This window comes from Ectothiorhodospira shaposhnikovii (genome assembly GCF_022227765.1).
Taxonomy (GTDB): domain Bacteria; phylum Pseudomonadota; class Gammaproteobacteria; order Ectothiorhodospirales; family Ectothiorhodospiraceae; genus Ectothiorhodospira.
In genome coordinates this window covers 25,898-48,522 of sequence record NZ_JAJMLZ010000011.1, presented here as the reverse complement: position 1 = coordinate 48,522, position 22,625 = coordinate 25,898, and the positions used below count along the sequence as shown (strand labels likewise).

At 65.6% G+C, this 22,625-nt stretch carries 21 protein-coding genes and 1 pseudogene; 17 read left to right on the top strand and 5 right to left on the bottom strand.

The window, feature by feature from the left end; all coding sequences use genetic code 11:
* Nucleotides 1–101: 101 nt before the first annotated feature.
* Genes LQD11_RS14285 through LQD11_RS14255 form a run of 7 tightly spaced genes read left to right on the top strand, consistent with a single transcriptional unit; the run spans nt 102 to nt 9,135 of the window.
* A complete protein-coding gene (locus LQD11_RS14285; RefSeq protein ID WP_238618148.1) occupies nt 102–1,067 on the top strand; it encodes an efflux RND transporter periplasmic adaptor subunit in 966 nt (321 codons plus the stop codon).
* A complete protein-coding gene (locus LQD11_RS14280; protein WP_238618147.1) occupies nt 1,067–4,147 on the top strand; it encodes an efflux RND transporter permease subunit in 3,081 nt (1,026 codons plus the stop codon). The genes LQD11_RS14285 and LQD11_RS14280 overlap by 1 nt, the downstream gene beginning before the upstream one ends.
* A gap of 10 nt (nt 4,148–4,157) precedes the next feature.
* Entirely contained in the window at nt 4,158–5,231 is a 1,074-nt protein-coding gene (locus LQD11_RS14275) for an efflux RND transporter periplasmic adaptor subunit (protein ID WP_238618146.1), read from the top strand.
* 7 nt (nt 5,232–5,238) lie between these two features.
* Entirely contained in the window at nt 5,239–5,673 is a 435-nt protein-coding gene (locus tag LQD11_RS14270; RefSeq protein WP_238618145.1) for a hydrogenase subunit MbhD domain-containing protein, read from the top strand.
* On the top strand, nt 5,670–6,017 hold the full coding sequence (locus tag LQD11_RS14265) for an NADH-quinone oxidoreductase subunit K (RefSeq protein WP_238618144.1): 348 nt from the start codon (nt 5,670–5,672) through the stop codon (nt 6,015–6,017). Before LQD11_RS14270 ends, LQD11_RS14265 begins: the two co-directional genes overlap by 4 nt.
* Complete coding sequence (locus LQD11_RS14260; RefSeq protein ID WP_238618143.1) at nt 6,014–7,498, top strand: complex I subunit 5 family protein; 1,485 nt, start codon at nt 6,014–6,016, stop codon at nt 7,496–7,498. Before LQD11_RS14265 ends, LQD11_RS14260 begins: the two co-directional genes overlap by 4 nt.
* Nucleotides 7,495–9,135, top strand: coding sequence for a complex I subunit 5 family protein (locus LQD11_RS14255; RefSeq protein WP_238618142.1), 1,641 nt, complete (start codon nt 7,495–7,497; stop codon nt 9,133–9,135). The genes LQD11_RS14260 and LQD11_RS14255 overlap by 4 nt, the downstream gene beginning before the upstream one ends.
* Before the next feature lie 144 nt (nt 9,136–9,279).
* Here the strand turns inward: LQD11_RS14255 and LQD11_RS14250 are convergent, their stop codons facing one another.
* From LQD11_RS14250 to prmB, 4 genes are all read right to left on the bottom strand, one after another.
* The gene (locus LQD11_RS14250) at nt 9,280–10,458 is read right to left on the bottom strand and encodes an MFS transporter (RefSeq protein ID WP_238618141.1); all 1,179 of its coding nucleotides are present in this window, start codon (nt 10,456–10,458) and stop codon (nt 9,280–9,282) included.
* A gap of 34 nt (nt 10,459–10,492) precedes the next feature.
* Entirely contained in the window at nt 10,493–11,593 is a 1,101-nt protein-coding gene (gene aroC / locus LQD11_RS14245) for a chorismate synthase (protein ID WP_238618140.1), read from the bottom strand.
* Nucleotides 11,594–11,595: 2 nt separating this feature from the next.
* Nucleotides 11,596–12,984, bottom strand: coding sequence for an oxygen-independent coproporphyrinogen III oxidase (gene hemN, locus LQD11_RS14240; RefSeq protein ID WP_238618139.1), 1,389 nt, complete (start codon nt 12,982–12,984; stop codon nt 11,596–11,598).
* Nucleotides 12,985–13,119: 135 nt separating this feature from the next.
* A complete protein-coding gene (gene prmB / locus LQD11_RS14235; protein ID WP_238618138.1) occupies nt 13,120–14,025 on the bottom strand; it encodes a 50S ribosomal protein L3 N(5)-glutamine methyltransferase in 906 nt (301 codons plus the stop codon).
* A 42-nt stretch (nt 14,026–14,067) separates the two neighbouring features.
* On the opposite strand from prmB, the gene asd reads away from it, so the two are divergent.
* The 7 genes from asd (at nt 14,068) to LQD11_RS14200 (ending at nt 19,192) form a co-directional block, all read left to right on the top strand.
* Nucleotides 14,068–14,934, top strand: coding sequence for an archaetidylserine decarboxylase (gene asd, locus LQD11_RS14230; protein ID WP_008932788.1), 867 nt, complete (start codon nt 14,068–14,070; stop codon nt 14,932–14,934).
* Nucleotides 14,935–15,108: 174 nt separating this feature from the next.
* Nucleotides 15,109–15,285 carry a succinate dehydrogenase assembly factor 4 gene (locus tag LQD11_RS14225; protein WP_083838836.1) on the top strand — a complete coding sequence of 59 codons (177 nt, stop codon included), beginning with the start codon at nt 15,109–15,111 and terminating at the stop codon, nt 15,283–15,285.
* Nucleotides 15,286–15,446: 161 nt separating this feature from the next.
* Nucleotides 15,447–15,824: a succinate dehydrogenase, cytochrome b556 subunit gene (sdhC, locus tag LQD11_RS14220; RefSeq protein ID WP_008932787.1), complete on the top strand. Its 378-nt coding sequence runs from the start codon at nt 15,447–15,449 to the stop codon at nt 15,822–15,824.
* Between the two features lie 13 nt (nt 15,825–15,837).
* Nucleotides 15,838–16,218 carry a succinate dehydrogenase, hydrophobic membrane anchor protein gene (sdhD, locus tag LQD11_RS14215; protein ID WP_008932786.1) on the top strand — a complete coding sequence of 127 codons (381 nt, stop codon included), beginning with the start codon at nt 15,838–15,840 and terminating at the stop codon, nt 16,216–16,218.
* Nucleotides 16,219–16,221: 3 nt separating this feature from the next.
* Nucleotides 16,222–18,012, top strand: a complete 1,791-nt coding sequence (gene sdhA / locus LQD11_RS14210) for a succinate dehydrogenase flavoprotein subunit (RefSeq protein WP_008932785.1) — start codon at nt 16,222–16,224, stop codon at nt 18,010–18,012.
* Between the two features lie 26 nt (nt 18,013–18,038).
* Nucleotides 18,039–18,815, top strand: a complete 777-nt coding sequence (locus tag LQD11_RS14205) for a succinate dehydrogenase iron-sulfur subunit (RefSeq protein WP_238618137.1) — start codon at nt 18,039–18,041, stop codon at nt 18,813–18,815.
* Between the two features lie 128 nt (nt 18,816–18,943).
* Complete coding sequence (locus LQD11_RS14200) at nt 18,944–19,192, top strand: FAD assembly factor SdhE (protein WP_008932783.1); 249 nt, start codon at nt 18,944–18,946, stop codon at nt 19,190–19,192.
* Nucleotides 19,193–19,213: 21 nt separating this feature from the next.
* On the opposite strand, the pseudogene LQD11_RS15785 reads toward LQD11_RS14200, so the two are convergent.
* Nucleotides 19,214–20,019, bottom strand: a pseudogene (locus LQD11_RS15785) (NifU family protein).
* A 455-nt stretch (nt 20,020–20,474) separates the two neighbouring features.
* On the opposite strand from LQD11_RS15785, the gene LQD11_RS14185 reads away from it, so the two are divergent.
* From LQD11_RS14185 to LQD11_RS14175, 3 genes are all read left to right on the top strand, one after another.
* Entirely contained in the window at nt 20,475–21,188 is a 714-nt protein-coding gene (locus LQD11_RS14185) for a Z-ring associated ZapG family protein (RefSeq protein WP_238618133.1), read from the top strand.
* A 180-nt stretch (nt 21,189–21,368) separates the two neighbouring features.
* Complete coding sequence (gene ygfZ, locus LQD11_RS14180) at nt 21,369–22,427, top strand: CAF17-like 4Fe-4S cluster assembly/insertion protein YgfZ (RefSeq protein WP_238618132.1); 1,059 nt, start codon at nt 21,369–21,371, stop codon at nt 22,425–22,427.
* Nucleotides 22,428–22,460: 33 nt separating this feature from the next.
* Nucleotides 22,461–22,616: a hypothetical protein gene (locus LQD11_RS14175; RefSeq protein WP_008932778.1), complete on the top strand. Its 156-nt coding sequence runs from the start codon at nt 22,461–22,463 to the stop codon at nt 22,614–22,616.
* The last annotated feature ends 9 nt before the right edge of the window (nt 22,617–22,625 follow it).

The following is a 22,625-nucleotide window of genomic DNA, read 5'->3' as shown; positions in this document are numbered from 1 at the left end:
CAAGGATCGGATGGGCTCTGGTTCCGGCGCTTGCGGCACTGGTCCTGCTTACCGCCTGCGGAGGTCCCCCCGAGGACCTGACGGGGGCGCCTCCGCGATTGGTGGATTCGGTACTGCTGGGGCCTCCCGAACTGCCGGCGCGCCGACAGTTTCCCGGTGAGGTGCGCGCGGATCAGCGTGCCGAACTCGCCTTCATCGTCTCCGGACCGCTGATCGATCTCCCCATCCAGGAGGGACAGTTCGTCGAGGCGGGAACGCTGCTGGCCCGGATCGACCCCCGCGATTTCGTGAACGAGCGCGACGGGCGACGGGCGGACCGGAACGAGGCCCGATCCCGGTTGGACCGCATCGAAAGAGCCTTCGTATCCGGGGTAGTGACGGCGGCGGAGCGGGACCAGGCCCGCGCGCGCTTCCAGGTGGCCGACGCCGAACTGGCGCTGGCGCAAAAGCGCCTGGAGGATACCGAACTCCTGGCCCCGTTCCCGGGCCGCGTCGCCCGCCGCCTCATCGACAATTTTCAGACCGTGCAAGCCGGCGAACCCATCCTGCTGCTCGAAGACATCAGCCGGCTTGAGGTTCGCATCCAGCTACCCGAACTCGACGTGGTGCGGTTGCCGCCGGCCGGCCGATCCCTGCTCGGCACCGAGGTCGGAACGGTCAGCTTCGAAGTACTGCCGGGGAGACAGTTCCCGGTCTCGGTGAAAGAGCTGGAAACGCGCGCGGATCCCCGCACCAACACCTACCGCGTGGTCCTCGGCCTGCCCGCTCCGGAAGGGGCCAACATCCTCCCCGGCATGAGTGCGAGCTTCGTGCCCCATGACGAGATCGTGGATATCCGTTCCATGCACTTTCTCCCGGTGGAGGCACTCCAGGCCACATCCGATCGCAGATCCTTCGTCTGGCTGCTGGACCCTGAGCAGTCCACGGTGCAGCGAAGGTTCGTGCGGATCGGGAGCCTGAGCGGCCGTACCGTTCAGGTGCTGGAGGGCCTGTCGGAGGGTGATCGGGTGGTCACCGCCGGTGCCGCCTATCTCGCCGACGGCGAACGAGTCCGGACGAGGGACTGATGATGAACATCGCCGAGTTGTCGATTCACAAGAAAGTCATCGTCCTGTTCATCACCTTCCTGACCATCGGCGGCGGCATCTTCGCCTACGAGAACATGGGGCGGCTGGAGGACCCCGAGTTCACGATCAAGGTGGCCAAGGTCGTGACCCATTATCCGGGTGCCAGCGCCGAGGAGGTCCAACGCGAGGTGACGGACGTGCTGGAGACCGCAATCCAGCAGATGCCGCAGCTATGGCGGATTACCTCCCAGTCCACGGACGGGCTGTCCATCATCACACCGGAGATCCAGCAGGCCTATACGGCCGCGGAAATGCCGCAGATCTGGGACGAACTCCGACGCCAGGTCGGCGACGCTCAATCCCGCCTGCCACCCGGGGTGCTCCCCTCCGTCGTGAACGACAATTTCGGGGATGTCTTTGGTGTGTACCTGGCCATCACCGGAGAGGGCTTCACGTACTCGGCGCTGAAGGATTACGCCGACCTGTTGCGCCGCGAACTCCTGCAAGTCCCCGGTGTTGCGAGCGTCGCGCTGAACGGCGTTCAGCGCGAGCACATCTTCCTGGAGGTTTCACGCGCCCGAATGGCCCAACTGGGCATCCCGCTGGAACTCGTGTACCGGACCATCGGCGAACAGAACACGGTGACCGATGCCGGACGGGTCAGCGTCGGGGGTAGCCGGATCGTCGTGCGGCCCACCGGCGAGTTCGATTCCGTGGAGGCCATCTCCAATGTACTGATTCCGGATCCCACCGGCCAGGGGCGGCTGATCCGGGTACGTGACCTGGCGACCGTCACCCGCGGCTACCAGGACCCGCCCACGGCCCTGATGCGCTTCAACGGCAAGCCGGCGATCGGACTGGGCATCTCCACCGTCTCGGGCGGGAACGTGGTGGTGATGGGTGAACTGGTGGAACAGCGACTGGCGGAGCTTGCGCCGCTCACACCCGTCGGCATGGAGATCGACGTGATCGCCTTCCAGGCCCGCGCGGTGACCGAGGCCATCAACAACTTCATCGTCAGCCTCGCCCAGGCCGTGGCCATCGTCATCGTCGTGTTGCTGGTATTCATGGGGCTGCGCTCCGGCCTCATCATCGGCGTCGTGCTCCTGGTGACCATCCTTGGCACGCTGATCGTGATGTATGCGCTGGACATCACCCTGCAACGCATCTCGCTGGGTGCACTGATCATCGCGCTGGGCATGCTGGTGGACAATGCCATCGTCGTCACGGACGGGATCCTGGTGCGCATTACCCGGGGCATGGACCGGATCAAGGCCGCAAAGGAGATCGTCGCGCAGACGGCCATGCCCCTGCTCGGCGCGACCGGCATCGCGGTGCTCGCCTTCGTCCCCATCGGCTTCTCCGCCGACAACACCGGTGAGTACACCCGTTCCCTGTTCGTGGTGATGCTGGTTTCGCTGCTGCTGAGCTGGATCACGGCCCTGACCCTGACCCCGCTGCTCTGCCACCTGTTCCTGAAGCCGGAAAAGGCGTCCTCCGGCGGTGAAAGCCGGTTCTACCAAACCTATCGCAGATTCCTGGTGCTCTGCATCCGGGTCCGTTACCTGACCCTGGCCGCGACGGTCGGCCTCCTCGTCCTGGCCATCATCGGCTTCGGCATGCTTCGGGAAGGGTTCTTCCCGCCATCGACCCAGCCCCAGTTCATGGTCAACTACTACCTGCCGCAGGGGGCCGACATCCACGCCACCTCGGCGGACATGAAGGTCATCGAGGACTACCTGCTCTCCCGGGAAGAGGTGGTCGCCGTCTCCAGCTTCGTCGGCAGCGGCGCCCAGCGCTTCCAGCTGACCTACACCCCGGAAGACCCCAACCGCAGCTACGGTCAGCTGATTGTCGAGGTGGATGACCGGCGCAGGATCGGTGACCTCACACTCGATGTCTACGACTTCATCCGGGACACGCTTCCAAACGGCGAGCCGGTCGTGAACCTGTTCCAGCTGGGACCCGGCGGCACATTCAAGGTCCGCGCGCGGTTCAGTGGTCCGGACCCGGAGGTCTTGCGTGACCTGGCGGCGCAGGCCGAACGGATCATCGCTGATTCCGGACTGGCACAGATCGCAACCACGGACTGGCGTCAGCAGACGATGGTGCTCGCGCCGCAGTTCTCCGAGGCGCAGGCACGGCTTACCGGCATCGATCGGCCCCAGCTGGCGCGTGCCCTGCAGCGCGCGACCGAGGGCAACATGATCGGTCTCTATCGCGAGGGTGACGACCTGATTCCCATCATCTCCCGGGCGCCGGAGGATGAACGTCGAGACGTCGCCAGTCTCGGCGACGTGCAGATCTGGAGTCCGGCAGCCGAACAGGCGATCCCGCTACGGCAGGTCGTCAGTGGTTTCGAGGTGGAGTGGGACAACCCGATCATCATGCGGCGCGATCGCGTGCGCACCATTGAAGTGCGAGCCGACGCCTTTCCCGGCGAGTTGGCCAGTACCCTGCTGGCCGCGGTCAAGCCCCGGATCGACGCGCTGGAACTTCCGCCGGACTACCGCCTGGAGTGGGGCGGCGAGTTCGAGGACTCGGCCCGTGCCCAACGTTACATTGCCGCCGGCATCCCGGTGCCGCTACTGCTGATGGTCCTGATCCTGGTGCTGCTGTTCAATAACCTGCGCCAGCCGCTGGCGATCATGCTCACGGTGCCGCTCGCCGTGATCGGTGTCACCGTCGGGCTTCTCCTGGCCAACGAGCCGTTCGGCTTCATGGCGCTGCTGGGCTTCCTCGCACTGTCCGGCATGTTGATCAAGAACGCCATCGTGTTGATGGATGAGATCAACCTGGAACTGCGCGAAGGAAGGATGCCCCTGGATGCGGTGCTCAACGCCGGTGTCAGCCGTATCCGACCGGTGGTGATGGCCGCGGGTACCACGGTGCTGGGCATGCTGCCCCTGTTCCAGGATCCCTTCTTCGTCGGCATGGCCGTGACCATCATCGGCGGACTCAGCTTTGCCACGGTACTCACGCTGGTCGTGGTGCCGGTGCTGTACGCAACCCTGTACCGGGTGCCGTCGCGATCCAAGGACGAGCCCGTCGACCCCGGTCCCGCGGTGCCGGCGTCCTGAGGAGAGGAACATGAGAATGATCCTGCTGGTGTTGGTATTGCTGCACGCCGGGGCGGCCCAGGCGCAGACCGCCGCCCGGACCCTCCTGGATGAGACCGGGCGGGCGCCCCTGGTGCAGACGCTTGTGGTAGGGGTTGACGCGGAAATCCTGGAACTGCCGGGACGGGTACAGGCGACCCGGCGTTCGGCGCTGGCCTTCCCCGTGTCCGGGCTGCTGAGCGAACGGCCGGTAGTCGCCGGGCAACGGGTCGCCACCGGCGAACTGCTGGCTCAGCTCGATCCGCGCGACCTGCAAAACCGCGTTGCCCTGGAGGAAGCCCGGCTGGCGCTTGCGGAAGCGGATTTCCTGCGCTTCTCCAGACTGGCCGGCTCGCCCGTGTCGCCGGTGACCCCGGCCGAAGTGGACCGGAAGCGGGCCGAATTCGAGATCGCGACGCTGCGCACCGCGCAGGCGCGCAAGATCCTTGAGGACGCAACGCTCACAGCCCCCTTCGACGGCATCGTCGCCGCCACACTGATCGAAAACCACCAGAGGGTTCGGGCCGATCAACCGGTACTGCTGCTGGAAGCATCCGAGGCACTGGAGGTCGTCGTCGATCTCCCTGAACGGGTGTTGGGACGTTTGAGCGAACTGCCGCGCGATAGGCCTGTCGCCGAGGCCGTCTTCGCCGCGGCCCCCGACCGGGCATTTCCCGCCCGGGTCACCGAGATCGCCACCCGGGCCGACGCCGTCACCCAGAGCTTCCGGGTGACCCTGGCAATCGACCGGCCCGAGGACATCAATCTGCTGCCCGGCATGACCGCGACCGTCCACGCGCGCCCCACCGTCTACCTTCGGTCCGTATTACGTGTTCCCCTGAGCGCGGTGGGCGAAACCGAGGCGGGGGATGCTTTCGTCTGGGCGGTCGATCCGGAGACCTACGTCATCGAGCGCCAAGTGGTGACCCTGGGCGAGGCCGACCGCGACACGGTGATCGTGCTGGAGGGGCTGCACGGTGGCCAGAGGATCGTCTCCGCGGGTGTCGGCCGGCTACAGGCCGGCATGGTGATCAGCCCCTATCGCACCGGGATGTTGAGTCAATGACACGTCAGTGGTCCTGCGCCGCATGACCGGTCCGGGGTTCATCGAGCTCGGACTGATCATGTGGGTGCTGGTTGCCGCCATCTGGATCCATGTCGCGCGGGCCACTTTTGCGGCGGCGGTGGGCTTTATCGCCTTCGGCCTGTTGCTGGGGCTGGTCTGGGTGCGCCTGGGCGCAGTGGGGGTGGCCCTGACCCAGGCAGCGGTGGCCGTCGTGACCGGCGTGTTGCTGCTATCTGTCGCCGCCCGCATGCGTGCCGGTGAGGAAGCCGCCGTTCTGGAGCGTCCCGGACCGGCCATGCGCAGTCTGATCGCAGTGCTTTGCATCGCGGTTTCGATGACGGTCGCGCTCGCCATGCTGCTGGAGGGTCCGCCGAGGCAGTCGCCCTCTCCGCTCCCGGCCGGCATGTCCGCGGCGCAAGACGCGAAGCGTGCCGAACGGTGACGCCGACCATCACCACGCTGTATGGGTTGCTCGCCGCCGCGCTGGTGGGCGTGGGCCTCTACGGGCTTGTGGTGCAGCCCCATCCACTACGCAAGATCCTCGCATTCAACGTGCTGGGCGGTGGCCTGTTTCTCGTGTTCGGCGTGGTCACCCAACGAGGAGCGACAGCCGGGTTCCCCGCGGACCCGGTGGCCCAGGCCTTCGTGATCATCGCCATCGTCGTGGCACTCGCCGGCACCGCACTCGCCGTGGCGATCATGCTTCGGCTGTTCGCCGAGACCGGCCGGGTGACACTACGCCCCGAGCCAAAAGACTCCGGCAAGGGCAAGGACGCTGATTCGTGAGTCCCGTGACCGCGACACCCGAGGGTTTCCTGCTGGTCCTTGCGATCTTCGGGCCGGTACTCGGCATCCCGCTGCTGCTGGTACTGGGGGGGCGGCATGCGGAACGGATCGGGCTCGTGCTGCTGGCGCTCGAACTCGGCATTGTCGTCGCCATCGCCGCCACCGTGATCCGTCGCGGCGATGCACTGGAATATGTGCTGGGCGGCTGGGCGCCCCCCCTGGGTGTGCTGCTACGTGCCGACGGGCTCTCCATCGTGATGCTGGCCACCACCGCGGTCGTGATCGGCGCGGCCGGACTCTATGCCCGTTCCGATTTCGGCATGCCACGTGGAATACCCGAGACCAGGGCACCGCGGGTGTTCTGGACCCTGTTGCTGACGATCTGGGCCGCACTCAACGCGGTCTTTCTCGCTTCGGATTTGTTCACCCTGTTCGTGGCACTGGAACTGCTCACCCTCGGTGCCGTCCCGCTGGTCGGTCTGAGCGGACGCGCGGAGGCCCTGACCGCCGCCCTGCGTTATCTCCTCTTCTCGCTGCTGGGCTCCGCCCTGTTCCTGCTGGGCGTGGCGCTGCTCTACGGGTCCTACGGCACGCTCGATATCGCCCTGCTCGCCGAGCGCGTCCGTGTCGAACCCACGACCCAGCTGGCAGCCGCACTGATGACGGTGGGGCTACTCACGAAGACCGCCCTGTTCCCCCTGCACATCTGGCTGCCCGCCGCCCATGCCGGTGCCCCGGCGGCCGCCAGCGCGTTGATCTCGGGACTGGTGGTGAAGGGCTCCTTCGTGCTCATCATCCGGGTGTGGGTGGATGCGCTACCCGGCGTGGCGACGCCGATGGCGGCTCAACTGCTCGGGGCCCTGGGGGCGGCCGCGATCCTGGTGGGAAGTGTGCTTGCCCTCAGGCAGGTGCGACTGAAGATGCTGATCGCCTACTCGACGGTGGCGCAGATCGGCTATCTGTTTCTGGCCTTCCCGCTGGCAAGTGCCACCCAACTCGGTACCGCGGCCTGGACGGGCGGGATCCTGCAAGCGGTGTCGCATGCGCTGGCCAAGGCCTCGATGTGTCTGGCGGCGGGTCTGATCACGAAGACGATCGGACATGACCGCATCCTGGACATGGAGGGCATCGGACGCGTACTGCCCATCCCCCTGTTTGCGTTCGGGCTGGCCGGCCTTTCGCTGATGGGTCTGCCGCCAAGCGGCGGCTTCATGGCCAAGTGGCTGCTGCTGCGAGCCGCCATCGAGGGTGCGCAGTGGTGGTGGGTCCTGATCATCGTCTCGGGGGGGCTGCTGACCGGTGGTTACCTGTTCCGCGTACTTTCCCGTGCCCTGGCCCAGACGGATAGGGCGCTGCCCCTGCGCGCCCCGGTGGACCGGCGCGGGGAAGTTCTAGTGCTCGGCCTCGCGCTGCTCTCGATCGGCGTCGGCCTGGTGCCGCTGGCCTCCCTGTCCATCGTCCACATCGGACGCGCCCTGTGAATAGCCTGCTGCTGATCGCCACCTGGGCCGTCCCGCTCGCGATGCTGGCGGCCTGCCTGTCCCCGCGCGTTCGCGCCCGCATGCCGGCGCTGCTCGGACTGGCTCCGCTGCCCGGCCTGGCCGCGGCCCTGCTGGCCCACGACGCCACACCGCTGGTGCTGGACGATTCCCGCCTCAATCTGACCTTTTCACTCGATCCCATTGCAGCCGTGCTGCTCGGCGCAGCCTCGCTGCTCTGGATGATCGCGGGGATCTATACACGAAGCTACATGGGCAAGGGTCCAAACGCCGCGCGTTTTGCCCAGTGGTGGCTGCTGACGCAGGTGGGCAGCCTCGGGGTATTCGTTGCGGGCGATCTGCTGACCTTCTACATCGCCTTTGCCATCGTGAGCCTGGCCGCCTGGGGCCTGGTCGCCCACGACGATACCCCCCCGGCTCGCAGGGCCGGCGTGCTCTATATCGGCCTCGCGGTATTCGGGGAGGTTTGCCTGTTGCTTGCCTTCGCGCTGCTCGCCGCGTATGCGCCGGGTTCCAGCATCGCGATTCAGGACGTCGTCGCGGCACTGCCCGAAAATCCCGCCCGACATTACATCGTCGGGCTGCTGATCACGGGCTTCGGTTTGAAGGCAGGCCTGCTGCCTCTACACGTCTGGTTGCCGATCGCACACCCCGCGGCCCCCATGCCGGCCTCGGCGGTTCTCAGTGGTGCGATCATCAAGGCGGGCGTGATCGGGTTGATTCTGTTCCTGCCTCTCGACCCGGGCCTGACCGGCTGGGGCACGGCGCTGACCGTGATCGGGCTGCTGACCGCCTTCTACGCCGTGCTCGTCGGCATCACCCAACAGAACCCGAAGACGGTGCTGGCTTACTCCAGCGTGAGCCAGATGGGCGGCGTGGCGACGGTGCTCGGCATGGGTCTGGCGACGGGCAATGCCTCGGCTACCATGGCGGCCGCCTTCCTCGCCGCGCATCACGTGCTGGTCAAGGGGGCGTTGTTTCTTTCCGTCGGCGTTGCCGCCCATTCGGGGGGGCGACGCGCCTGGACACTGGTGCTTCCCGCGGGGCTATTGGCGCTCGCGCTGGGCGGTCTGCCGCTCACGGGAGGGGCCCTGGCCAAACTCGCCGCCAAGACGCCGCTGGGGGACGGGCTCGTTGCGACCCTCGTCACCGTGGCGGCGGCGGGCAGTACCCTGTTGATGCTGCATTTCCTGTTCCGGCTCGCCGACACCCGCGCCGGGTCCCCGGTGGCCCGGGCCAAGGCTGGTCTGCTGATCCCCTGGCTACTGATGGCTTTCCTGGCCGTGGCCCTGCCCTGGGCGCTGGCCCCCACACTCGTGGGTGTTACCGCCGCGCAGAGCCTCGTCCCCAAGGCGCTCTGGGCCGCCGCCTGGCCGGTATTGCTTGGTAGCGTCCTTGTACTCGCCCTGCGCCGTTTCGGCGCGGCCCTGCCGCGCGTGCCGGAAGGGGATATCCTGGTGCTCGGGAGCGTAACCGCACGCGCCGGCCGCGTCATCGCAAACGTGATCGAACGCGTGGAACGTCGCCTGTGCGACTGGCCTACCGCGGGCGTGTCGCTGCTGGTGCTGACCCTTCTTATCGGGGCGGCGCTCTTTGCGGGCCCCACGTTGTTTCGATGAGTCCAAGGTTGAGAGGACCCGCCGCAACGCCAGCAAGCCGCCATCCATGCTGAGACGGAAAGATCCAGCCTTGCATCATTCACCCTGTGATGGCTTATACATCAATCACAGACACTGCGGTTTTATTCAGTTGCGGCTCTAGTGCTAATGATTACTTCGGGAAGATGGGGCACGCCCCCAGGCGGCCTTCCAGGCCCGGCTGCCGGCCATGGCGGCCAGCCAGCCCAGACCCGCCATCACCGAGGCCATCACATAGACCCAGGCCGGCCCCAGGCCATCCCAGACATAGCCGCTGATCAGGGCACCGATGGCCCCGCCCATGCCGAAGCTCAGGGAGGAATACAAGGCCTGCCCCCGGCCCTGCTGGCGCCCCACGAAGAACTGGTGCACCAGAGAGATGGCGGCCGCGTGATAGAGCCCATAACTGGCCGCGTGCATGAGCTGCACCAGGATGATGATGGGCAGGCTGTCCACGAACAGCGGCAGCAGAGCCCAGCGCACCATGGTGACGAACATGGCCACCGCCAGCAACGGCCAGGCACCGAAACGGGGCAGCCACCGGTGCATCATGAGGAACACGCCCACCTCCGCCAGCACCCCCAGGGCCCAGAGATAACCGGCCATGGTCCGGGTGTAGCCGTGGAGTTCCAGATACAGGGTGAAGAAGGCGTAATAGGGGCCATGACTGGCCTGCATCAGGAAACAGGCCACCAGCAGCAGGATCACCGCCGGACTGGACAGGGTGGACCAGATAGAGACGGGGGCAGACTCGTGCACCGGCGCCTGACCGTCACGGACCTGCAGGGTGCTCAGCCACATGAAGCCCAGCAGCGCCAGCACGATCCAGGGCAGGACAGCCACATCCACCCGCTCGAACACCGCCCCCAGGGAACCCACGGAGAGCACGAAACCGATGGACCCCCAGAGCCGGATGCGGCTGTAGGCATGGGTGCTCTTGCCCAGGTGGTTCATGGTGGTGGCCTCGAACTGGGGCAAGGCCGCGTTCCAGAAGAAGCTGAACAAGGCCATCACCACGGCAATCCACCAGTAGCCGCTGTAGAACAGCAGCCCGGAAAAGCACAGCATGGCCAGGGCGGCGGCGATGCGGATGACTAGGGTGCGACGCCCCGTATGATCCGCCACCCAGCCCCAGACATTGGGGGCGATGATCTTGGTGGCCAGCACGATGGCCATCAGCTCACCGATCTGTCCGGCGGAGAACCCCTGCTCGTTCAGATACAGCCCCCAGTAGGGCATGAAGGCGCCGATACTGGCGAAATAGAAAAAATAGAAGCTGGAAAGTTTCCAGTAGGCGGCAGGCATGGGGTTTTACATGATGGCGCGGCGGGATGGCCGCTCAGGGCTGTCCCGCGGGAATGTCCGCCATGGTCACCGACACATCGCCGTTCTGTCCCCGATGCCGCAGGGCATGGTCCATCAGGACGATGGCCAGCATGGCCTCGGCAATGGGGGTGGCGCGAATGCCCACGCAGGGGTCATGACGTCCGGTGGTGATCACCTCGATCGGCTGTCCGTCCACGTCCAGGGAGCGCCCCGGGATGCGCAGGCTGGACGTCGGTTTCAGGGCGATGCTGACGCGAATGTCCTGGCCGCTGGAGATACCTCCCAGCACGCCTCCGGCATGGTTGGAGGCAAAGCCCTCGGGCAGCATCTCGTCCCGGTGCTCAGTGCCCTTCTGCTCCACGCAGGCGAAGCCGTCACCGATCTCCACCGCCTTGACCGCGTTGATGCCCATCATGGCATGGGCAATGTCCGCGTCCAGGCGATCGAAGATGGGCTCGCCCCAGCCGGGGGGCAGCCCGGTGGCCACCACGTTGATGCGGGCGCCGATGGAGTCGCCGGACTTGCGCAGCTCATCCATGTAGGCCTCCATCTCCGGCACCCGGTCCGGGTCCGGGCAGAAGAAGGGATTGGTCTCCACCACGGACCAGTCCACCTGCCGGGCGCGGATGGGGCCGAGCTGGGCCAGATAGCCCCGCACCTGGACACCGAAACGTTCCCGGAGGTATTTCTTGGCAATGGCACCGGCCGCCACCCGCATGGCGGTCTCCCGGGCGGAACTGCGGCCGCCGCCCCGGTAATCCCGCAGGCCGTATTTCTTGTGGTAGGTATAGTCCGCATGGCCCGGCCGGAACTGCCGGGCGATGTCGGCATAGTCCTTGGAGCGCTGATCGGTATTCTCGATCATCAGGGCGATGGGCGTGCCGGTGGTGCGCCCATCGAACACCCCGGAGAGGATCTTCACCTGGTCCGGTTCCCGACGCTGGGTGGTGTGCCGGGTCTTGCCCGGCCGCCGCCGCTCCAGGTCCTGCTGCAGGTCGGCCTCGCACAGGGCCAGTCCGGGCGGACAGCCATCGACGATGCAGCCGATGGCCGGCCCGTGGCTCTCACCGAAGCCGGTGACCGTGAACAGCTTGCCGATGGTGTTGCCCGACACGTTCAGATCACCTTGGAATAGCGCTGTTCGGTGGCCTGGCGCAGGTAACGGTCAAACACCATGCAGATGTTCCGGATCAGCAGGCGGCCGGCGGGCTGCACGGTGATGGCGTTGCTGGTGACCTTGAGCAGGCCATCGGCCTCCATGGGCTTGAGTCCTTCCAGTTCCTGGGCGAAATAGTCACCGAAAACGATGCCGTGGGCCCGCTCCACGTCTGCGAACGCCAGTTCGAAGTGGCAGATCAGACGGGTGATGACATCCCGGCGCAGCAGGTCGTCCGTATCCAGTTCCACGCCCCGGAACACGGCCAGGCGGTTCTCATCCAGGCACTGGTAATACTTCTCCAGGTCGTGGTGGTTCTGGCTGTAGCTGTTGCCCACCACGCCCACGCTGGTGGAACCCAGGCCGATCAGATCGCAGTTGGAGTGGGTGGAATACCCCTGGAAGTTGCGGTACAGGGTGTGGTCACGCTGGGCCACGGCCAGTTCGTCGTCGGGACGGGCGAAGTGGTCCATGCCGATGTAGACATACCCGGCCTCGGTGAGCTGCTGGATGGTCTGCTGCAGGATGGTGAGCTTGTCGGCGGGATTGGGCAGGGCATCCTCGTCGATGCGGCGCTGGGGCTTGAAGCGGTCCGGCAGGTGGGCGTAGTTGAATACGGATATCCGAGCCGGGTTCACTTCGATGATCCTGCGCACGGTGTCGCCGAAAGTGTCCGGAGTCTGATGCGGCAGACCGTAGATCAGGTCCACGCTGGTGGAGCGGAAGCCCAGACGCCGGGCCTCGTCCAGCACGCTCATCACCTGGGCTTCGGTCTGGACCCGGTTGACGGCCTTCTGCACGGTCTCGTCAAAGTCCTGCACCCCGAGGCTGATGCGGTTGAAACCCAGCTTGCGCAACAGCGCGAGGGTGTCGTCATGCACCTCGCGGGGGTCGATCTCGATGGAATACTCGCCGGTATCGTCATCCAGCAGCCTGAAGTGCTCACGGGTCTTGTCCATCAACTCGATCATCTCGTCATGGGAGATGAAGGTGGGGGTGCCACCCCCCCAGTGCAACTGGGTCACCGGGCGGCTGCGGTCGAACAGTTCGCCCTGCAGGGCCATTTCCTTGTAGAGCCGATCCAGGTAGGGGCGGGCCTTCGCGCGGTCCTTGGTCACCACCTTGTTGCAGGCACAGTAGAAACACACGGTGTCGCAGAAGGGGATGTGGAAATACAGGGACAGGGGACGGCCGCTGGCGTTGGTGCCCCGGGCGATCTCCGCATAGCGATCGGCATCCAGACCTTCGTGGAACTGCACGGCGGTGGGATAGGAGGTGTAGCGGGGACCCGCCGTGTTGTAACGGTTGATCAGGTCCAGATCGAAATCGATGGTCTGCGACAAGCTCATGACGGCATTGGTACCCGGTCTAGGAATGTAACTGTCTATTGTAACCGCTCGGGACGGATGTGCCGAACGTATTGGGGGATTTTGGTGACTTGTGCCAAGTCGACGGCCATCCCGGGACGGTTTTACGGTTCACCCCTACAGATCCAGCGCCTGCAATTGCTCGGCGGTCAGCAGGAATACCCCCTCCCCGCCCGACTCGAATTCCAGCCAGGTGAACGGCACGTCGGGCAGGCGCGCTTCCAGGGCCGGGGCGCTGTTGCCCACCTCCACCACCAGGATGCCGCCGGGGTTGAGGTGATCCGCCGCGCCCCGCAGGATCTCCAGGGCCGCATCCAGGCCGTCCGGCCCCGAGGCCAGTCCCAGCACCGGCTCATGACGGAACTCCGGAGTCAGGGCCGCCATGTCCCGGGCGTCCACATAGGGAGGATTGCTGACGATGATGTCATAGCGGCGCCCGCCCAGACCCTTGAAAAGATCGGACTGCACCGCTTCCACCCGCCCTTCCAGGCCGTGACGACGGATATTCTCCCGCGCCACCACCAGGGCATCGGGGGAAATGTCGCCCAGATCCACCTTCGCCTCGTCAAACACATGGGCGCAGGCAATGCCGATGCAGCCGCTGCCGGTGCACAGGTCCAGTACCCGATGCACCGCCCCGGCCTCGATCCAGGGCGCAAAACCCTGCTGGATCAGTTCCGCCAAGGGGGAGCGGGGCACCAACACCCGCTCGTCGACGAAGAATTCCAGCCCCATGAACCAGGCCTGACCGGTCAGGTAGGCGGCGGGCTTGCGGGTCTGCACCCGTTGCTCCAGCAGTTCCGTCACCCGCGCCCGTTCGTCCCGGGTGAGACGGCATTCCAGCCAGGGACCGGTCATGTCATGGGGCATGTGCAGGGCGTGAAGCACCAGCCAGGCGGCCTCGTCCAGGGCATTGTCGGTGCCATGGCCGAAACTCAGGCCCGCGGCGGTGAAACGACTCATGCCGTAGCGAATGAAGTCACGGACGGTCAGCAGCCCGTCGGTAGCGGTGGAATCGGTCATGGAAATCAGCCAGTGCGGTTCAGGGTGTGGAATAATACGCCCATGAACGATCAAGTGGCCAACTGGCAGGACTGGCTCAAGGCCCTGCCCCTGTATCTGCTGCCCCATCATGGGATCTCGCGGCTGGTCTACCGTCTGTCGCGCTGGGAAACCCGGCACAAGGACCCGGTGGCACGGTGGTTCATTCGCCGCTATGGCCTGGACATGTCCGAGGCCGTCGAATCGGATCCGAGCCGCTACGCCAGCTTCAACGACCTGTTCACCCGCGCCCTCAAGCCCGGCGCCCGGCCGCTGGACCCCGCCCCGGACACCCTGATCAGCCCGGCGGACAGCCGCGTCAGCCAGCTCGGCCGCATTCGCGACGGGCAGTTGATCCAGGCCAAGGGACACGCCTACTCGGCCACTGCCCTGCTGGGCGGGGACGCAGACCTGGCGGCGCCCTTTGCCGACGGACACTTCATCACCCTCTACCTGTCCCCTCGGGACTATCACCGCATCCACATGCCCTGGAACGGCTCCCTGCGGGAATCGGTATACGTGCCCGGTCGCCTGTTCTCGGTGGCGCCCTTCACGGTCAAGACCGTACCCGGCCTGTTCGCCCGCAACGAGCGCCTGGCCTGCCTGTTCGAGACGGATTTCGGCCCCATGGCCATGGTGCTGGTGGGTGCCATCAACGTGGCTTCCATCGAGACGGTCTGGGCCGGCGAGGTCACGCCGCGCAGCCCCCGGACACCGTGCCGATGGGACCACCGGGACAACCCGCCGACCCTGGCGCGGGGTGAGGAAATGGGGCGATTCAACCTAGGCTCCACCGTCATCCTGCTACTCCCCGAACAGGTCTCCGGCTGGCTGCCGGCACTGGCGCCTGGGCAGGCGGTGCGCATGGGCCAGGCCCTGGCGCGACGCTGAGGCGAGGCCGGACCCTTGCGGGTCCGGCGCAGAACTGCTATTTATACTCGGATTTGATGCGCCGCGTCATGCGCGGCAGCCATATCACGGGGGGCGCAGCCGGTGTCTTCACATCACCATCGGCCGCCGCAAGCACCCGGACGCCCCTATCGTGGCGAATAATAGAGAACATCCATGAGCGAGAAAGATCACACATCGACGCCCGATGATGACCGGGCGTCGAAGGCGGACGATACAGATACCCCTTCATCCGTCACAGCCGAGTCCACCCGCGAGATCGGGGGCTACCAGGGTCCCGAGCCCACCCGCTACGGTGACTGGGAACAGCGCGGACGTTGCACCGACTTCTGAAAGCAGCCCGGACCACCGGGCACTCTTGCACCCGCTATCCTCGAGTATTGCACGACTGAACGACCTGCCCCGCCCCGGAGCGTCATGCGTATCACGGGTTCGGGGCCGCAGACCGTCAACACCCGCACACTGCGGATTCTTCAAGCGGAGCCTTCCAAGCCATGCCAAACGACAACCGGCCGCTGTCACCCCATCTGCAGGTCTATCGGCCGCAGATGACCTCGGTACTCTCGATCCTGCACCGGATCACCGGCGTGATCCTGAGCGTCGCCAGCCTGATCCTGGTCTACTGGCTGGCCGCCCTGGCCGCCGGCCCCGAGGCGTTCGCTCGGGCCGAGGCCCTGCTGCATGGCTGGATCGGGATCGCGATCCTGATCCCCGTCACCTTGGCGCTGTTCTATCACCTGTGCGCCGGCATTCGCCATCTCGTCTGGGACGCGGGTGTCGCACTGACCATCAAGGGCGTCTACGTCACCGGCTGGACCGCCCTGGCCACCACACTGCTTCTGACCCTGATCTTCTGGGTCGTCGTGATCTGACGGGGATATCCACATGAGCCTTCGTACACCACTCGGCCGGGCCCGCGGCCTCGGTTCCGCCAAGGACGGCACCCACCACTGGTGGGTGATGCGTCTGTCCTCCATCGCCCTGGTACCGCTGATGCTGTGGCTGATCTTCAGCCTGGCCACCCTGGCCGGCGCGGGCTACGAGGCCACCCTGGCCTGGGCCGCCAAACCCCTGAACACGGTCCTGTTGATCCTCGGCGTCGGGGTGATGTTCCACCACATCCAGATGGGCCTGCACACCGTGATCGAAGATTACGTGCACAGTGAAGGCAAGAAATTCACCGTGCTCATTGCCATGACGTTTCTCGCGTGGCTGCTGGCGATCATCGGGATCGTCGCCATTTTGCGCATTGCTTTCGGGAGCTGATTGATGAAGGGCGACTACAAGATTGTCGACCATGCCTATGACGTGGTGGTGGTGGGCGCCGGTGGCGCCGGCCTGAGAGCCACCTTCGGCATGGCGGAAAAGGGTCTCAAGACGGCCTGCGTGACCAAGGTATTCCCCACCCGCAGCCACACCGTGGCCGCCCAGGGCGGCATCTCCGCGGCGCTGGGCAACATGGGCGAAGATGACTGGCGCTGGCACATGTACGACACCGTCAAGGGCTCCGACTGGCTCGGCGACCAGGATGCCATCGAATACATGTGCCGCGAGGCCGTGCCCGCCATCATCGAGCTGGAACACTACGGCGTGCCCTTCTCCCGTACCGAAGACGGCAAGATCTATCAGCGGCCCTTCGGCGGCATGACCACCCGCTTCGGTGAAGGCCGCGCCCAGCGCACCTGTGCCGCCGCCGACCGTACCGGCCACGCCATCCTGCACACCTTGTACCAGCAGGCCCTCAAGCACCAGGCGGAATTCTTCATCGAATACTTCGCCACCGACCTGATCATGGACGGCGAGACCTGCCGCGGCGTGATGGCCCTGAACCTGGTAGACGGCACCCTGCACCGCTTCCGCGCCCATCTGGTGGTCCTGGCCACCGGCGGCTACGGCCGCAGTTACTTCTCCTGCACCTCCGCCCACACCTGTACCGGCGATGGCATGGGCATGGCGCTGCGCGCCGGCCTGCCCCTGCAGGACATGGAGTTCGTCCAGTTCCACCCCACCGGCATCTACGGTGCCGGCTGCCTGATCACCGAAGGGGTGCGCGGCGAAGGCGGCTACCTGACCAATTCCAAGGGCGAGCGCTTCATGGAACGCTATGCCCCCAACGCCAAGGACCTGGCCTCCCGCGACGTGGTCTCCCGCTCCATGACCATCGAGATCAACGAAGGTCGCGGCGTGGGTCCGAAACAGGACCACATCCACCTGCATCTGGAGCACCTGGGTCCGGAAGTGATCAACGAGCGCCTGCCGGGGATCGCCGAAACCGCCAAGATCTTCGCCGGCGTGGATGTCACCAAGGAACCCATCCCCGTGCTGCCCACGGTGCACTACAACATGGGCGGCGTCCCCACCAACTACCGTGGCGAAGTGGTCACCCTCAAGGACGGCAATCCGGACCACATCGTGCCGGGCCTGATGGCCATCGGCGAGGCGGCCTGCGTGTCCGTCCATGGCGCCAACCGTCTGGGCTCCAACTCCCTGCTGGACCTGGTGGTGTTCGGTCGTTCCGCCGCCATCCGCGCCGCCGAGATCGTCAAGGACATCGGCGCCTCCGTGCCCGACCTGCCGGCCGGCGCCAGTGACGCTGCTCTTGAGCGTCTGGACCGCCTGCGCTACGCCAACGGCGGCCGCTCCACCGCCTCCATCCGCGGCGACATGCAGGAATGCATGCAGCGCTATGCCGCCGTGTTCCGTACCGGCGAGACCCTGCAGAAGGGCTGCGAGCGCATGGATGAGGTGTTCCAGTCCTTCGGCGACGTGCGGGTCACTGACCGCTCCCTGGTCTGGAACTCGGATCTGGTGGAAACCCTGGAACTGGAAAACCTGCTGGGCAGCGCCGTGGCCACCATCCGCTCGGCGGTGAATCGTCAGGAAAGCCGCGGCGCCCACGCCCGCGAGGACTTCCCGGAGCGCGACGACGAGAACTGGATGAAGCACACCCTGTCCTGGGTCGACGCACAGGGCAAGGTCAGGCTCGACTACCGCCCGGTGCACATGTACACCCTCAGCGATGACGTGGAAGTCGTGCCGCCCAAGGCACGGGTCTACTGAGCGCAGATTCAGGAGAACGCAAGACCATGGCCCAGTTTGTATTGCCAATCAATTCCCGGATCAAGAAGGGCAAGACCTTCAAGGCCGAGGGTGCCACCCACGTCAAGCGCTTCAACATCTATCGCTGGGACCCGGACAGCGGTGAAAACCCGCGCATCGACACCTACGAGGTGGACCTGGACACCTGCGGGCCGATGGTGCTGGACGCCGTCATCAAGATCAAGGACGAGATGGACTCCACCCTCTCCTTCCGGCGCTCCTGCCGGGAGGGGATCTGCGGGTCCTGCGCCATGAACATCGACGGCACCAATACCCTGGCGTGCACCAAGGCCATCGACGAGATCAAGGGAGATGTGAACATCTACCCGCTGCCGCACATGAAGGTGGTCAAGGACCTGATTCCGGAAATGACCCACTTCTATGCCCAGTATGCGTCCATCAAGCCCTGGATCCAGACCCAGACCCCGCCGCCGCCGGATTCCGAGCGGCTGCAGTCCAAGGAAGAGCGCGCCAAGCTGGACGGCCTGTACGAGTGCATCCTCTGCGCCTGCTGCTCCACCAGCTGCCCCAGTTACTGGTGGAACGGCGACCGCTATCTGGGTCCGGCCATCCTGCTGCAGGCCTACCGCTGGATCGCGGACAGCCGTGACGAGGCCACCGGTGAGCGTCTGGACGCCCTGGAGGACCCGTTCAAGCTGTACCGCTGCCACACCATCATGAACTGCACCCGCACCTGCCCCAAGGGCCTGAACCCGGCCAAGGCGATTGCGGAGATCAAGAAGCTGATGGTGATCCGGCGCTGAGTCCGCTGGATATCCCCGTCCCAGGAAATACCCCCGGCCGCGATGGCATCCGGCCGGGGATTTCCGCGCCGCCGTTCGCAGGCGGACCTGCCCCACGGACTTCGTTCCTGCCTGTCCATGAGTCCTGAATGATGAGCGATATCGCCCGATTACGCTGGCACTGCCGACGCGGCACCAAGGAGCTGGATCTCATGCTGGAGGGGTTCCTGCTCGCCCAGGGTGAACACCTGGATGCCGCGGAACTGCAGACCTTCGAGCAAATCCTCAAGCAGGAAGATGACGACCTCCAGCGCTGGCTCCTCTACGGCGAGCCGGTGGAAAAGGCCGAACTGGCCACGATGATCGACCGCGTCAGGCGTCACTTCATCGAGCGCTGAGCCCGCCTTTGTTGCGCAACATCAAAAACGGTTGACTACCGCCTCCACCCCGGGGCAACGGGCCTTGACCAAGCGCTCGACGATGTTGCGCAGATCCAGCGCCGAGCGGGGACACCCCACGCAGGCCCCTTTGAGACGGACGATCACCGTCCGTCCCTCCAGGTGCAGATACTCGATATCGCCGCCATCCTGCATCAGCACCCGACGCGCCTCCTCCACCGCGGCCCGCACGGCCGCCTCGTCGATGTCACCCCGGGCCGGTGCGTCCTCCCGCATCCGGGCGGCCAGGGTCTGGGCGCGATCCAACCTCAATGCCAACTCGGGGTCCACGGCCTCGATGGCATCCAGTTCCGCCTCGGAATAAACATGGTGGGCATCAGGACTCAGCAGCGAGTCCAGGTCGGTTCTGGTTTCGGTCATGACGGTCATGCTCCTGCCCGTGATCACGGCTCCGGCCCCGCAGTCTGCCTGTCCCTGGCTGCCCGGCGCAAGCGCAGACGCAGCGGCCGCAGATCCCCGCCGACCACCGCATCCCGGATCAGCGGCAGTTGCAGGCGGCGCCCCGTCTCATCCCGCAGCAACAACAGGATCAACCCCGGCAATACCACCGACTCGGGCAGGATCCGCGCCATCACCCGCCGACCGTCCCGTGACTCCAGCCAGCATGTCCCATCGGCATCCCAACCCACGGCACGCCACTGTCCGGGAAATGGCCCCACACCCACCCGGCGCACCATCAGCACCAGACTGCACAGGCCGCCCAGGGTGGCCGATACCTGCCCCCAGAACGGCAGGCCGCTGCTCCAGACGGATGCCAGCGCGGCCATATGAACCAGAAACAGCCCTCCCAGGACCTTCGCGGAGGACTTCAAGCGCACAAAATACCCACGACTGTTCGTCACCATGACCACGGTCAAAGCTCCCTGCAAAATATCCCTGTCATCCTTAGGCCTTCAAAACCATCATTCAGCATCATGTGACATGACCCGGACACGCCCTCCGGGTTTACCGCCCATAACCGACTATTAAAGTGGGAAAACAACGACTTAATCCCGAATTCATGGCAGCATACCTTGCTGTTATTGTGCATAATGTTCGGGCTGGATAGCATCAACGGAATTTTCGACTCACCGGAGTCATCAACATGCGGTCGTCACCTAAAGACACCGCGGGCTAACCGCCGCCACAAAGACCCGTATGGTCGCGGGGGCCAACGGCGGCAAACTTGCAGGAGATAGGTATGTCATCGACAGAAATAGCCGCGAATATGCGGGAGTTCTTGATGGTTGGGGACAGCATGCTCACGGTCCTGGGTTTTGTGGGCGCGGGCTTGCTGGGCTTCTGGTTCGGTCGGCAGCAAGGGGACGCCGGTCGGGTACGGGACCTGGAAAAGGAACTGGACAACCAGCAGCGCAAGATCAACAACTATCGATCCCAGGTCAACCGTCACTTCGAGAAGACCGCCACCCTGTTCACGGGCATGGCCCACTCCTACCGTGAACTCTATGATCACCTGGTAGACAGCTACGATCGCCTGGGTGACGGCCCCTCCAACCGCTTCCTGCCCCGCCGCGCCTCCGCGCTGCTGGAACTGTCCAAGGAAGAACAGAGACGCGCCATCCCCGCCGCCGCCAAGCCGGCTCAGGCTGCCGCTCCCGCCGCCAAGGCTCCCGCCGCCGCCAAGCCTGAAGCACCCAAGGCCGCCCCCGCGGCTCCCAAGGCTGCCCCTGCTCCGGCTGCCGCTCCCAAGGCCGCTGCTCCCGCACCGGCACCCAAGGCTGCTCCGGCCCCGCAGAAGCCCGCCGCTGCCGCCGCACCTCAGCCCAAGCCCCAGAGCCGCCCCGATCCCCGTGGCGCCACGGCGCTGAAGCGCGACATCAAGCCCAAGGCTGCCGAGTCCGCCAAGACCATGCCCGGCGCCACTTCCGTCAAGGCCCCCGGCCAGCCTGATCGCATCCGCCTGGCCGCCAAGGACCTGGAAGCCACCAAGAAGTAAGCGCTTCAGACCCAGGACGAGCACCGGGGTTCTCTCCCCGAGGGACAGGCAGGTCCCGCATGCACATCCCGGCCTCGTGCCGGGATGTGCGTTTATGGCGCCTTGCCCTTTCTCCCCTTGTATCGAACTTTGGTCTAAGATGGCGTTCGGATATCGAGACATCCCCAAAGGTGCGAACTGATGAAACCCGAGTGGAAAGCCTTCCTGCTCGACGCCGGTGCCGAGATGGACAACGACCGGGTATCCCACTACGGCAACCCGGAGCGTGAACGCAGCGTGGCCGTCACCGGCGACGTGATCTGCGATCTGTCACACCTGGGATTGATCAGTGCCCACGGCGAGGAGGCCTCCGCCTTCCTGCAGGGGCAGTTCACCTGCGATGTGGGCGAGGTCGGTCCCGGGCGAAGCCTTCCGGGTGCCTGGTGCACCGCCAAGGGCCGCATGATCTGTACATTCCGCCTGTTCAACCGCGGTGATGCCTTCTACCTGCGCCTGCCCAGGGAACAGGTGGAAGCGGTGCTCAAGCGTCTTTCCCTGTACGTGTTGCGGGCCAAGGTGAGCCTGGAAGACGCCGGTGGCGCCTTCATCCCCCTGGGGCTGTCCGGCCCACATGCGGAGACCCTGCTCAGGGACGCCGTGGGTGGCGACATCCCCGCCGAAGCGAACGCCTGTACCCGTCATGACGGCATCACGATCATTCGCATCCCCGGTCGCCATCCCCGCTTCGAGCTGTACGGCGACCTGGAATCCATGCAGCGACTCTGGCAGGCCCTCAATGTCCATTGCGCCCCGGTGGGCGCGGCGCAATGGGCCTTGATGGACATCCTGGCGGGGATACCCAATCTCTATCCGGCCACGGCCGAGGCCTTCGTGCCGCAGATGACCAACCTGCATCTGCTGGACGGCGTGAGCTTCAAGAAGGGCTGTTATCCGGGACAGGAAGTGGTGGCCCGGATGCAGTACCTGGGCAAGCTCAAACGCCGCATGTATCTGATCCACCTGCCGGTGGAAACACCACCACGGCCCGGAGACATCCTCGTCGATCCGGCCCAGCCATCCGATCAGCCCGCCGGCACCATCGTCGATGCCCAGCTCCATCCCGATGGCGGCGCCGCCGCCCTGGCAGTGATGCAGGTCGTCAGCGCGGAAGCCGGGGAACCCCGCCTGGAGGGGCCGGAAGGTACCCCGACCCGGGTGGAGGCCCTCCCCTACGCCTTTGACCTGGCGGCAGCCCCCTGATGATGGAGCGATGACCTTTCGGGAGCCATCACCGTGCGTTTTCTGTTCTTTCTGTTCGTCGTGATCCTGCTCATGCTGTGGGCGGCCTACTTCAGCCGCCCCGGCAACAGGAAACTCTCCAACGCCCTGTACATCACCGCCGGGATCATGGGGGTGCTGTTCGTGGCCGGCTACCTGCGGCTCGTCTGATCCGACCGG